Annotated in this window: 10 protein-coding genes; 6 read left to right on the top strand and 4 right to left on the bottom strand. The window is 41.6% G+C overall.

Annotation, left to right across the window (positions count from 1 at the left end; genetic code table 11):
• Nucleotides 1-53 precede the first annotated feature (53 nt).
• Nucleotides 54-731, bottom strand: a complete 678-nt coding sequence (locus tag VK664_RS12620; protein ID WP_461399025.1) for an arylesterase — start codon at nucleotides 729-731, stop codon at nucleotides 54-56.
• Nucleotides 732-840: 109 nt separating this feature from the next.
• On the opposite strand from VK664_RS12620, the gene VK664_RS12615 reads away from it, so the two are divergent.
• The 3 genes from VK664_RS12615 (at nucleotide 841) to VK664_RS12605 (ending at nucleotide 4,883) form a co-directional block, all read left to right on the top strand.
• Nucleotides 841-1,530 carry an ABC transporter ATP-binding protein gene (locus VK664_RS12615; protein WP_461399024.1) on the top strand — a complete coding sequence of 230 codons (690 nt, stop codon included), beginning with the start codon at nucleotides 841-843 and terminating at the stop codon, nucleotides 1,528-1,530.
• 35 nt (nucleotides 1,531-1,565) lie between these two features.
• On the top strand, nucleotides 1,566-4,112 hold the full coding sequence (locus tag VK664_RS12610; protein WP_461399023.1) for an ABC transporter permease: 2,547 nt from the start codon (nucleotides 1,566-1,568) through the stop codon (nucleotides 4,110-4,112).
• A 294-nt stretch (nucleotides 4,113-4,406) separates the two neighbouring features.
• The gene (locus tag VK664_RS12605) at nucleotides 4,407-4,883 is read left to right on the top strand and encodes a hypothetical protein (RefSeq protein WP_461399022.1); all 477 of its coding nucleotides are present in this window, start codon (nucleotides 4,407-4,409) and stop codon (nucleotides 4,881-4,883) included.
• A gap of 289 nt (nucleotides 4,884-5,172) precedes the next feature.
• Here VK664_RS12605 and VK664_RS12600 read toward each other — a convergent pair whose 3' ends face one another.
• The gene (locus VK664_RS12600; protein WP_461399021.1) at nucleotides 5,173-6,015 is read right to left on the bottom strand and encodes a polysaccharide deacetylase family protein; all 843 of its coding nucleotides are present in this window, start codon (nucleotides 6,013-6,015) and stop codon (nucleotides 5,173-5,175) included.
• A gap of 118 nt (nucleotides 6,016-6,133) precedes the next feature.
• Nucleotides 6,134-7,045 carry a DMT family transporter gene (locus tag VK664_RS12595; protein ID WP_461399020.1) on the bottom strand — a complete coding sequence of 304 codons (912 nt, stop codon included), beginning with the start codon at nucleotides 7,043-7,045 and terminating at the stop codon, nucleotides 6,134-6,136.
• Between the two features lie 154 nt (nucleotides 7,046-7,199).
• Here VK664_RS12595 and VK664_RS12590 point away from each other — a divergent pair, with 154 nt between their 5' ends.
• Together VK664_RS12590 and VK664_RS12585 are read left to right on the top strand one after the other, a co-directional pair.
• Nucleotides 7,200-7,952 (top strand): cytochrome b/b6 domain-containing protein, encoded by a 753-nt coding sequence (locus VK664_RS12590; RefSeq protein WP_461399019.1) that lies wholly within the window; start codon nucleotides 7,200-7,202, stop codon nucleotides 7,950-7,952.
• A 258-nt stretch (nucleotides 7,953-8,210) separates the two neighbouring features.
• A complete protein-coding gene (locus tag VK664_RS12585; RefSeq protein ID WP_461399018.1) occupies nucleotides 8,211-8,954 on the top strand; it encodes a molybdopterin-dependent oxidoreductase in 744 nt (247 codons plus the stop codon).
• A 130-nt stretch (nucleotides 8,955-9,084) separates the two neighbouring features.
• Here VK664_RS12585 and VK664_RS12580 read toward each other — a convergent pair whose 3' ends face one another.
• The gene (locus VK664_RS12580; protein ID WP_461399017.1) at nucleotides 9,085-11,451 is read right to left on the bottom strand and encodes an ABC transporter permease; all 2,367 of its coding nucleotides are present in this window, start codon (nucleotides 11,449-11,451) and stop codon (nucleotides 9,085-9,087) included.
• A 201-nt stretch (nucleotides 11,452-11,652) separates the two neighbouring features.
• On the opposite strand from VK664_RS12580, the gene VK664_RS12575 reads away from it, so the two are divergent.
• Nucleotides 11,653-11,874 (top strand): hypothetical protein, encoded by a 222-nt coding sequence (locus tag VK664_RS12575; protein WP_461399016.1) that lies wholly within the window; start codon nucleotides 11,653-11,655, stop codon nucleotides 11,872-11,874.
• Nucleotides 11,875-11,980 lie beyond the last annotated feature (106 nt).

Raw genomic sequence — 11,980 nt, 5'->3', positions numbered from 1 at the left:
TTATTTCATTCACAAACTCCACTCATAATTCATAATTCATAATTCATAATTCCTTAAAGCATTGGCTTCAAAATTTGCCAGACGTTTTCCGCTACGACCCTGTGGCCCGGTGCTGTCGGATGAATTCCATCACCCTGGTTAAGCTCAGGAATTCCACCTACACCTTCCAGTACAAAAGGCACAAGAGCCATGTTGTTCTTTTTTGCCAGCTCTGCAAAAATGTTCCGGAATTCAGTGGAGTAAGTAGATCCCATATTTGGCGGAACCTGCATTCCCGTCATGATCATTTTTGTTTCGGGATTTTTTGTCTTAACACTATCGATAATGTCCTGCAGATTTTTTACGGTTTCCTTTACAGGTATGCCTCTTAATCCATCGTTGGCACCCAGTTCAAGTACAAATACATCCACTTTCTGTCGCAATAACCAGCCAATACGGTTTTTTCCTCCAGCTGATGTTTCACCGCTTAAACCCGCATTCACTACTTTATAAGGCAGTTTAAGAGAGTCAATCCTGGCTTGTATCAGTGCCGGAAATGCTTCGGAAACATCAAGGCCATAACCCGCGGTGAGACTATTACCGAAGAACAATATGGTTTTCGTGTTTGTGACATTCGCTGAATCATCCCCGGCAGCTTTTGTTCCCGCCTGGGGTTTTTGTTTCTCACTATTACCGCAACCTGATATTATCAATACGATTAACATCATTGCAAGTCCGGATACTTTGACCATAATTTATCTTGTTAAGAAAATCTTTACTTTAAAAAATAGTAATTTACCTGATATTACCAACTGCGGGCAGCAATATAAAACATCCCGCCATAACTTTATATACAGCAATTTGGAAACCATACTAAAAATTGAAAACCTCAGTAAAACTTATAAAAGTGCTGAGCAGACGCTTACCGTTCTAAACAATGTCAATTTCTCCATCGAGGCCCGGTCAACACTAGCTATCGTAGGTCCTTCAGGCAGTGGCAAAACAACGCTGCTTGGTTTATGTGCCGGTCTAGACCGTTCAAGTACTGGCCTGGTTGAGTTAAAAGGTATAAGGCTTGACAATCTTAACGAAGATCAGCGTGCGAAAATCAGAAACCAGCACGTGGGATTTATATTCCAGAATTTTCAGTTGTTACCTACTTTAACGGCGCTTGAAAACGTCATGGTGCCACTTGAGCTGAGAGGTGAAAAAAACATCAGGCCCAGGGCCCTGGAACTACTTGACAAAGTGGGGCTCGCTGCCCGCATTCATCACTACCCTGCGCAACTTTCAGGTGGTGAACAACAACGTGTGTCGCTTGCAAGGGCATTTTCAAACAATCCTGCCATTCTTTTTGCCGATGAGCCAACCGGCAACCTGGATGCTGAAACAAGTGATAAGGTGGTAAAACTGCTTTTTGAACTTAACAAAGAGGCAGGCACAACACTGGTGATAGTAACTCACAATCTTGAACTTGCAGCACTCACGCAACGAATTATTAAGATCCGCGCAGGCCAGATAGACAAGGACACACTTGTTCAACAGAATTAACAGCCGGTTATACCGATTAATACTCCCGATCAATCATGCAGAGAGAAAATAAATTAAACTTACCCTGGCTCATTACAATGGCATGGCGCGATAGCCGTCGCAACCGGTCACGATTATTTTTATTCATATCATCCATCATTCTCGGTATTGGTGTATTGGTTGCTATTTATTCCCTCAGTGATAATGTTAAACAGGATATCGACAACCAGGCCAAAACATTGATAGGTGCTGACCTTGTCATTGATAATAATAAACCTGTTGCCCCGGAGTTTCAGTCCTTGTTAGATTCCATTGGTGACAGAAGGGCAAGAGAATTATCTTTTGCGTCCATGGTCATGTTTACGAAAACGCAGGGGACGAGGCTTGTACAGGTGAGAGCACTTGAAGGTGATTTCCCTTTCTATGGGGCGCTTGAAACAAAGCCTGCGGCGGCATCAAAACAGTTCCGCCATCAACAACAGGCATTGGTTGATAAAACGCTGATGCTACAGTTTAATGCACAGCCAGGTGATTCTATAAAAGTCGGTGAAGTTACTTTCATGATTGCCGGCATACTGAATAAAGCACCCGGAAGCACAGGCATCTCCACTTCGGTTGCGCCTGCGGTTTATATCCCCATGAAATACCTTGAGGCTACAAAACTTCAACAAAAAGGAAGTCGGATCTCTTATTACTTTTATTACAAGTTCGATAAACCCACAAATGTTGAAAAACTTGTAAGCACGCTTGAGCCCCGATTCGAAAAAGATGGTTACGATTTTGAAACCGTCGAATCAAGAAAGAGAAATACCGGAAGAACCTTTGAAGATTTTACACAATTTCTTTCTTTAATTGGTTTTATTGCCCTGCTTTTAGGCTGCATTGGTGTGGCTAGTTCAATTCATATTTATATAAAAGAGAAACTGAATTCAATTGCTATTCTCAGGTGCCTTGGTGTAAACGGTTTGCAGGCATTTTTGATATTCCTTATCCAGATTGTCGCTATCGGTTTTATCGGTTCTGTTATAGGTGCAATCCTGGGAATCGCTATTCAGCAGATACTTCCCTCAGTATTCAAAGACTTTTTACCTGTTGAGATCTCCGTAAATCTATCCTGGAAGGCAATAGCGCAGGGTGTAGCTATCGGGGTGATCATCTCGGCATTGTTTGCATTGTTGCCCCTTGTTTCTATCAGGAATGTTTCGCCATTAAACACCCTGAGATTATCTGTTGAAGAAACAACTCCGAAACGCGATTACCTGCGATGGTTTATATATGTGCTGATTATTCTTTTCATCTATGGTTTTACCTATATCCAGATGAAAAGTTTTCAGCGGGCTGCAGTTTTCACTGGCAGCATATTAATTTCATTTTTTGTTCTTTCAACAATGGCAAGAGTGCTTATGTGGGCGGTTAGGAAATTTTTTCCAAACCGGGCAAGTTACCTGTTGCGGCAGGGGCTGGCAAACCTGTACCGGCCGAATAACCAAACCCTGATACTTGTAGTAGCAATTGGACTGGGCACATCTTTTATCTGCACATTGTATTTTGTACAAAATATTTTATTGAACCGTGTTTCATTATCTGCCAGTGCCAACCAACCCAATATGGTGCTGTTTGATATTCAGACTGCACAAAAAGAAAAGGTAGCAGCATTAACGAGAAGTTTTAACCTCCCTGTTATTAACGAAGTTCCGATCATCACAACCCGGCTGGAAGAAATTAATGGGCAGACCGGAGCCCAGGTTCGTCTTGATACAAATTCCAAAACGCCATCACGCGCATTTGAAGGAGAATTGAGAGTTACTTATCGCGATTCGCTGACTGACTCAGAAAAAATTACGGCAGGTGAATGGCCGAAAAAAAAATCAGCCGGCGATGAAACGGTTTATATCTCGATGGAAGAGGGTTATGCTAAACGCATTAATGTGAGCATCGGAGATAAAATGTTATTTAACGTGCAGGGAGCATTGATACCTACTGTTATAGGAAGCTTCAGGGAGGTTGACTGGAACCGCGTTCAGACAAATTTCAGGGTGGTGTTTCCATCAGGTGTTCTTGAAAAAGCTCCACAGTTTCATGTGTTGATCACACGTATACCTTCTCCTGAAATGTCTGCAAAATTCCAACAGGCGGTAGTAACCTCATTCCCCAACATTTCCATTATTGATGTGGGGTTGATTCTGAGTGTGTTGGATGACATTCTTGATAAGATCGGATTTGTAATCAGGTTTATGGCGGCTTTTAGCATACTTACAGGCCTGGTAGTTCTGATTGCTTCAGTGTTGTTGAGTAAGTATCAGCGAATCAGGGAAAGTGTTTTGTTGAGAACGCTCGGCGGCACCAGGAGACAGATCCTGATCATTACTGCACTTGAATATTTTTTACTGGGAGCCCTCGCGGCATTTACGGGGATCATCATTTCACTGGGTGGTGGTTGGGCTTTGGCCAGGTTCACATTTAAAACACCCTTCATCTTGCCGGTGCTGCCTATACTGGTCGTCTTTCTCCTTGTTTCTATTATTACGGTGCTGATTGGCTTGTTTAACAGCCGGGGCATCCTGAATCGTCCACCTCTGGAAGTACTAAGGGCCGAAGCCTGACTACAACCTGAATCCGGACCGTTAACCCGGCTTAACCTGGTTATTCAAAAACAACGGTCTTCGTTTTGCATGGTGGTAAAATGTCTTGTCCCGGAAAGGCAAGGTTTACACATAATCACTTATATTTAAGGTAGATTTAACCCTGCACCTCTTACCGTTACCTGATAGAATTCATTTTTCTAATCATAAAGGAATGCTATGAAGTGTGAGCTCTACCTATCGTTATTTATTTCCGGGATTTTAACTGCATCCGTTTGCAACTCACAGGAATTATTAGCTAAGCACAACCCAAAAATGGATGTTAACCTAAGCCCACAGACCAATGGCATTATAAATCCGTTCAAAAATTCCAAGATCAATCCAAAATTTAACTGGAACATCAATCCTTCCAAGACAAGCACATTAAACCCCACCGTTAACCAGGCGATCAACCCTCTCAATAATATTGGTTTTAATCCTTGTGAAAATCAAAGCATCAATCCGATGTATCAGAATCTACTTCATCCTAAAAACCCCCAGTGGAAGGGATTGTACATGTATGACAAGGATGATAACCTTGCAGGTTATATTACCAAGGCTACACAAGATGTGATGTTGTGCTTCGACAGGAATAGTGAGTGGTGTGGCTTTTATGTAAGAGCCGAGCAGAATATCTTCAATCATTTTGATATGAAAGCCCAGTTCACCGGCGACTTCATTTGCTATGATTCGATGTTTGGTTACAACGAATTTGGGAAAGACGGGGAATGGACAGGGAGACACATTAAATAAATCCTGGAGTCACAGTAACCATGATCTTTTATACCTGAACCACCATCGCTCATATTAATGATTCTAAGTTAACGGTTGAACGCGAACCGCTTTTCCCGAACTTTGCTGAACCTTCTTAGCTGCAGTTGTAATAAAAAATGTATTTTCAGAATGACCGCTATTTCAGTCAAAACTCCTTTGACTGAAATAGCGGTCATTTAAAATATATGCTAAAAACAAAAGGATGAAGTATAAGTTAAAAACATAAGAATGAAGACTATGCCCGGGGGATATTTCTATACTTGCGGCTTCATTTTTTAAGATCAGCATAGCTGATCAACTTAACTCCTTTTTTTGCAATCGCCTCCTTAACCAGGTTGCTTGTAAACAGATCGGTTACTCCCTGCCTGTCAGTCGCAACATCTTCATAACCGATATGGGAAACAGCCTTTAGCTCAGGAGAATCAAGACCTGGATGGTCAACAAACATATATGTTTCGCCAGGTTTGAGATCATCAAGCATGGCTATAAAACTTTTTATTTTTTCTGAGGAAGTTTTGTGGGCGCCTTTATAACTAATCGATTTAACGCCTGCTTTTTCTGTATCGATATTCAATCCATATTCTGCGACCAAACGTTTAACCAGCGCTTTGCTGGAGTCATTCAAACCCGTACATCCCATATGTGAGGATACATGCGTGATTCCTGGTAATTTTTTTAAAGCGAGTTCAATCTGCGCGCGGAACTCTTTTTCAAGATCAGCCAAAGTCCACTTATTTTCCATCACGGCCCTGCCGGGATAATTTTTATTCGGATAAATCATTGGAAGAAAATAACCGTCCTCATCTCTCAGGCTGGGGCAATCAGTCAGTGGTCGCCATTTTACATTGTCCCACTCACTTGTAATAGCAAGATGTATTCCGACATCAAGTTCCGGATTCTCTTTGAGCATTTTAACGGCTTCCGGAAACCAGGGTGAAGGAACAATTACTTCTATTGAACTTTGGATTCCGGCTTTAGCACATTGTATAAGGGCCTGGTTTCCGCTATGCGAATATCCCATGTCGTCGCCGCGCACGATCAGGCGTGGGGCGCTTTGGGCACATACTTTTAAGGTTGAAAACACTAACAGCAGGATGAAAATAGATTTCATTTTATTGATTGATTCGTTTGGAATTTTTTAAGATAATTAAAATACACGAATACCAGAACCAATGAATGTAAATAATTAAAACAAGTTTTAATAATAAGTAGTAAATATCAGCACATCACTAATTCGAAACCAGTTTCAACCTGAGTACCCGGTACATTTGTAATAAAACGGAAAAAACGATCATCGTGAGGCCAACATAAAAAGGCCAGGATAATTCAGTGTTCTCGCGGTAAATGATAATGGCCAGGACGATGCTGTACAAAGGTTCAAGATTGAAACTCAGGTTCACGGTAAAGGCTGAAATTTTCTGTAAGGCCTCGGTTATCATCAGGTACATCAACACGGTACAAACCAGCGCAAGTATTAACAGGTAACCAGTATCCCTGAGAGATGGAATAAGGGTAACTGCCGGCTCGAGGTATAAATAAAAAGGCATGATAAGCGAAATACCGAGCCAGCCACCTATCATCGTATAAGTAGTGATGGTAGTTGAATTAAATGTTTTTGTCAGCCGCTTGTTCCAGATGGTATAAAAAGTTACTATTAAAGAGGATATAACGCCGAGCATGATACCAAAACGATAAGTTGCATCAAGACCAAAAATCAATGCTATCCCACAAAGTGTAAGTCCGCTTAAGACAAGTTCCGGGATCGAATGTTTACGCTTGTTCATCAGGGGTTCTATTAGTGCCGTAAAAAAGCTTCCGAGGGAAAAACATACAACACCAATGGAAATATTGGAAAACTTAATGCTTGCATAGAAGAACACCCAGTGCAGGCCCAGCAAGACCCCTGCAAAGCCTATCCTGAGAATATTTGAGGAACTTTCTCTTTGAAGCCTGCCCGACACAAGGAAAATAAGGAATAAAAAAATCGCCGAAAAGAACAACCGGTACCAGGTAATCAGCCCGGCATTGATTTCAATCAGCCTCCCAAATACACCGGTAAAACCCGCCAGGAACACAGCCAGGTGCAATAAAATAAACGCCCTTTTCATGACCGGCGAAAGTAAAGAAATCTTTGAAGACATCTATACAACAATCAATTGCCAAATAATTTACTAATAGGTAGCGCGCGGCAAAGAGCCTGCCCTGTCTTTTTTTAAAACCTTACCAGAACGTCTGAAAAAAAATGTATATTCAATAAGACATCTAACCCCAAATTCAAACAACCAATTCTTCCGGATGATACAAGGTCCACCAGCTGAGGTGAAAACGCTTAAGCATAAAAACTGGGTGAAGATCTCACACTGGGTCGTCACTGCCAGTTTTATGGCATTACTGTTCAGTGGCTTCGTCATCTTTATGTGCCACCCGAGGTTATATTGGGGAGAAGTAGGGAATGCGCTCACTCCTGCAATACTTGAGCTGCCGGTCAGTAAAAATTATAAACACGGTGGCTGGGAAAAATCAGTGGCTTTTTTTCCCGGAACTTCTAACGCGGCGATCAGTTCCATCCGGACTTTTGAAATCTACAATCAAAATGGCTGGGGACGAAGTTTACATTTCCTGGTGGCCTGGGTACTTGTTTTTACCGGACTCGTTTATATGCTTGCTGCAATATTCACCGGTCATCTGAAGAAAAACCTGGCACCTACATCACAGGAATTAACTGCCCCTGTGATACGGAAGGATGTTGTCAATCATCTGAAGATGCGAATACCTCCGGCTACTAAAGGACCTCAATATGGCCTGCTGCAGAAGTCAACTTATTTGTTCGTTATCTTTTTCCTGATGCCGGTAATTGTTATGACGGGCTTAACAATGTCACCAGCGATCACTGCCGCGTATCCTTTTCTTACAACAATGTTTTTCGGCGCCCAGTCTGCGCGTACCATACATTTTTTTGCTTCTGGTTTACTGGTGCTGTTTGTAATTATACATGTGGTTATGGTAATCAGGTCAGGATTTATAAAACAAATGAAGGCGATGATTTAAGAAAGTTGTGAGTGGTGAGTGGTGAGTTAAGTTGTAAGTGAGTTGGGAGTGGTGTGTGTGGTTACGATTAGTGGTTAGTGGAGTTAATGTGAGTTTTTGAGTGCCAACTTTTTTTATGAGAAATAGCAAGTAGTTTGGGTTAACTCATTCAATGATTAATTCATTCAATGATTAACTCATTCAATGATTACTTCATTCGCTGATTAACTCATTCAATGATGATGATATTAGTAAAATCAATGACAACCGGGAATATTTATGAGAAAAAATAAAATCATAACCAGGCGAAATGTGATCATCACAGGATTGACCACGATAGGTGGTCTCATATTACCAGGCTGTGCTAAAAAGCCACCACCAACATATGGCAATATTCTGCGAATGGGAGATGCGTTTACTTATCATGCTCAACGTGCATTGCTGCCTGGACAATCATTGGTAAAAGAATACACAACCAATGATATCTCTTCTTTCCCGGCAATTGGCACCACTAATCCTGCCGACACATCAAAGTCATCATTTAGTAAGCCTTATGAAAATATTGTGAGAGCGGGGTTTAAGGATTATTGCCTGGCCATTGAAGGACGTGTTTCAAAACCAGGTTCATATACATTGACAGATCTTCAAAAGTTTCCGGCAAGAAAGCAAATTACAAGGCATACCTGTGAAGAGGGATGGTCCGCGATTGCTGAATGGACAGGTGTACCGCTGGCCAGTATACTCAACAGTGCCGGCACTTTACCGAGTGCGAGGTTTGTCAATTTTTATTCTTACGATGGTTGGGTGGATAGTATCGATTTGCTTGATGCGTTTCATCCGCAAACGATCCTGGCTTATGGCATGAATGGACGTGATCTTCCTATACCGCATGGTGGACCATTAAGGCTGAGAGTTGAAACACAACTTGGTTATAAGAGTATGAAGTACCTGGAAAAAATTACTGTTACCGATGAATTTGTTGATATCGGTGATATTGGCTGGTCCTGGCATGCAGGGATTTGATTGATGCCTGATTCAAAGTTAATTCATAACGCGTTTTAATTAAAGAGAGTTCCCTTGTCTCAGATTTTTTACTAACATGGCAATAGCATTAGTTAAGCCTGCAGTTCCCGCCAGCGGTATCTACAAAATTTTATTCTGATTTAAGACTTTTTACAGGATTAATTATTGCTGCCTTCAACGACTGATATGTTACAGTGACCAGCGTTAGCATAATGGCACTCATAGCTGCAATAACAAAAATCCATAACGAGATGGTTGTGCGATATTCATATTGTTGCAACCATTCTCTTAGGAAGTAGGCCGAGAGTGGAATGGCAATGCCGCATGAGATCGCAACCAGTATGACAAAATCACCTGACATCATTTTCCACAAATTAAATACAGATGCACCCAACACTTTCCGTATGCCGATTTCCCTGGTACGTTGCTCGGCTACATAAGATGCCAATCCGAATAATCCGAGACAAGAAATGAAGATAGCTAATACCGCAAATACAGTTGTCAGATTACCGATGCGTCTCTCATCGTTGAATTTTTTCTCGTATTCTTCGTTAGTTAACTTATAAACAAATGGACTTCCCGGATTATATTTTCTGAAAACCGGTTCAATCTTTGCCAGCCCATCACGCAATGATATACCTGGCTTTACCCTGATAGTGATTAACCTGGCCCAAGCAGGGTTTAAATGAAATATGGTTGGTCGTATTGGTTGATAAGGAGACTCCATTACCATGTCATTTACCACTCCAACAATCACATGCTCCTGATCCAGCCAACGGATCGTCTTGCCGACCGGATCCTTAAACCCGGTTGCTGCAACTGCCGATTCGTTTAATATAAAAGCCCCTGTATCAGTAGGAAATTTCCTTGAGAAATCCCGACCTTCTTTTATGGTCCATTGTAAGGTGTTTCCAAAATCATGCGTTACTGCAATGGTCCCCGGACTGAATACGGTACCGGGATCTTTCCCTTTCCATTCAACAACATTATTCGACCAAACCGCTGTCGGTGCGCTGTTTGACTCGGCCATATTGTCAACGACACCGGTTGCCATCAGATCATTCCTGATAGCATCATAATGTCCAATCAAATCCGGGGTGTTCATATCTACTGTAAGCAATCCCTCTCGTGTATAGCCTACCGGCCTGTTCCCCGCGTATTGAATCTGCCTGTAAACAACAATGGTACCAATAATAAGGGCCACAGAAACAGTGAACTGAATTACAACCAGTACTTTTCTTGGAACGCTTGCTGCCCGTGACGATTTGAATGATCCTTTCAAAACTTTGATTGGCTTAAAACCAGAAAGATAAAAAGCAGGATAACTCCCTGATATGATACCAGTAAAAAATGTGAAGCTTGTAATCAGTATCCAGAACATTGGGTTGGTCCAGGGTATTGACATCTGCTTATCTGCCAGACCATTAAATGTTGACAATGATAACTGCACCATCAGTACTGCAGCTGCCAATGCTATCAGCGCCATTGTTAAAGACTCACTCAGGAATTGTACAATCAATTGCCTGCGTAAAGATCCTATAACTTTTCTTATGCCGACTTCCCTGCTTCTTTTTTCACTTCTTGCCGTGGATAAATTCATGAAATTTATGCATGCGAGTATAAGCACAAATAAACCTATTAAACCTATGAGCCATACAGTGCCAATGCGGCCACCCACCTGTTTACCATTTTTATATTCACTGTAGAGGTGCCAGTTCTTCATGGGCTGAAGCATTAACTCTTCCCGGGAAAAAGAGATGTGTGGCGTTGGGACAGATTTTATTTTTGTACTCGTTTTATGCAGGTCTGCATTGGGCATCAACTGCACATATAACTGGCACATATGATTTTCCCATTGTGTTGCTGCATTTTTCACGTATTCTTCTGTAACGTAGCTTTTCCAGGGCAGGAGTATTTTAACATCACGATGGTTGGTGTTATGAGGAAGATCCCTGAAAACCCCTGCCACCTTCATTTCCCGTTTGTTGTCCAGGCGTACCAATTGGTTAACAGGATCATCATTATTGAATAAAGCTTTGGCAACGGATTCTGCGATCAATATAGAAGTGGGATTTTTCAAAACGTCAGCGGACCCTTTAATTATCCTAAAGCTGAACATAACGGGAAATGCTTCCTGTACCCACATACCTGTGTTTGATAATTGCTTATCTCCGGAAGCAAGGATGTGCGGGCCAGGTTGGGATGCTAATGAGGTATATTTGAAATCATCCCGGTATTTTTCCTCCAGCTCATACCCCATAGGTTGTGATACAGAGCTACCGGTGAAAGTCTCATTTCCATTTGTGGCGTTTACTAAAACCTTTGCGAGGCGATCGTATTGATCATGATATTTATTAAATGACAGTTCGTCCCAGACCCATAAACCTATCGTAATGGCTACTGCCATTCCTGTTGCAAGCCCGACAATATTCAATGACGAAAACATTTTATTCCTTGCAAGGTTGCGCCAGGCAATTTTTAAATAGGTTTTTAGCATTGTATAAGTTTCTAATAATTGTGCTAAAAAGATGCCGGTTAGAACCTGTTAAAAATCAAATAAATGAATATCTGGATTATAATACATCTGTCCGGTTGTGATACAGCACCATGTCCGTTTTTGTATTGAGGATGTGGGGGTAAGGAATTGCTGTGATTTCAAATATTAGTGTTAGGTGATGGCTATCTAAAAAAAATAAATATGCGAAGAAGATTATTAACAGACTTTGAACCGGCTATCCCTGACCGGGTGGCGGATCTTTTATGGAATACGACACTTGTTAAAAAGATCAGCCAATATGGTTTTTTTGACTACGCAGTAAACGATGACCAATCAGTCACCATTGGAATTCCGGAAGGCTTTCAACTGATTCTTCGGCGTTTAAATAATCCTCCTGAAAACAATAACCTGGCGAACTATTGATATCAATAAACGTAATGATAAGTTACTGTAAGAACGCCGGCATTGCGGACGTCATCATTTAGGTAAGACAGACGAATCGAGAGCTTTCGAAATACAAGCCGGGTAT

This window comes from Flavitalea sp., assembly GCF_035489435.1.
Taxonomy (GTDB): Bacteria; Bacteroidota; Bacteroidia; order Chitinophagales; family Chitinophagaceae; genus DATHKG01.
This window is presented reverse-complemented; position numbering and strand designations above follow the sequence as displayed.

What these genes read in the sequence shown, in the direction of transcription:
- VK664_RS12620 (WP_461399025.1), bottom strand. Translation starts at nt 731, where the DNA reads ATGGTCAAAGTATCCGGACTTGCAATGATGTTAATCGTATTGATAATA.
- VK664_RS12610 (WP_461399023.1), top strand. Translation starts at nt 1,566, where the DNA reads ATGCAGAGAGAAAATAAATTAAACTTACCCTGGCTCATTACAATGGCA.
- VK664_RS12605 (WP_461399022.1), top strand. Translation starts at nt 4,407, where the DNA reads ATGGATGTTAACCTAAGCCCACAGACCAATGGCATTATAAATCCGTTC.
- VK664_RS12600 (WP_461399021.1), bottom strand. Translation starts at nt 6,015, where the DNA reads ATGAAATCTATTTTCATCCTGCTGTTAGTGTTTTCAACCTTAAAAGTA.
- VK664_RS12595 (WP_461399020.1), bottom strand. Translation starts at nt 7,045, where the DNA reads ATGTCTTCAAAGATTTCTTTACTTTCGCCGGTCATGAAAAGGGCGTTT.
- VK664_RS12590 (WP_461399019.1), top strand. Translation starts at nt 7,200, where the DNA reads ATGATACAAGGTCCACCAGCTGAGGTGAAAACGCTTAAGCATAAAAAC.
- VK664_RS12585 (WP_461399018.1), top strand. Translation starts at nt 8,211, where the DNA reads ATGAGAAAAAATAAAATCATAACCAGGCGAAATGTGATCATCACAGGA.
- VK664_RS12580 (WP_461399017.1), bottom strand. Translation starts at nt 11,451, where the DNA reads ATGCTAAAAACCTATTTAAAAATTGCCTGGCGCAACCTTGCAAGGAAT.
- VK664_RS12575 (WP_461399016.1), top strand. Translation starts at nt 11,653, where the DNA reads ATGCGAAGAAGATTATTAACAGACTTTGAACCGGCTATCCCTGACCGG.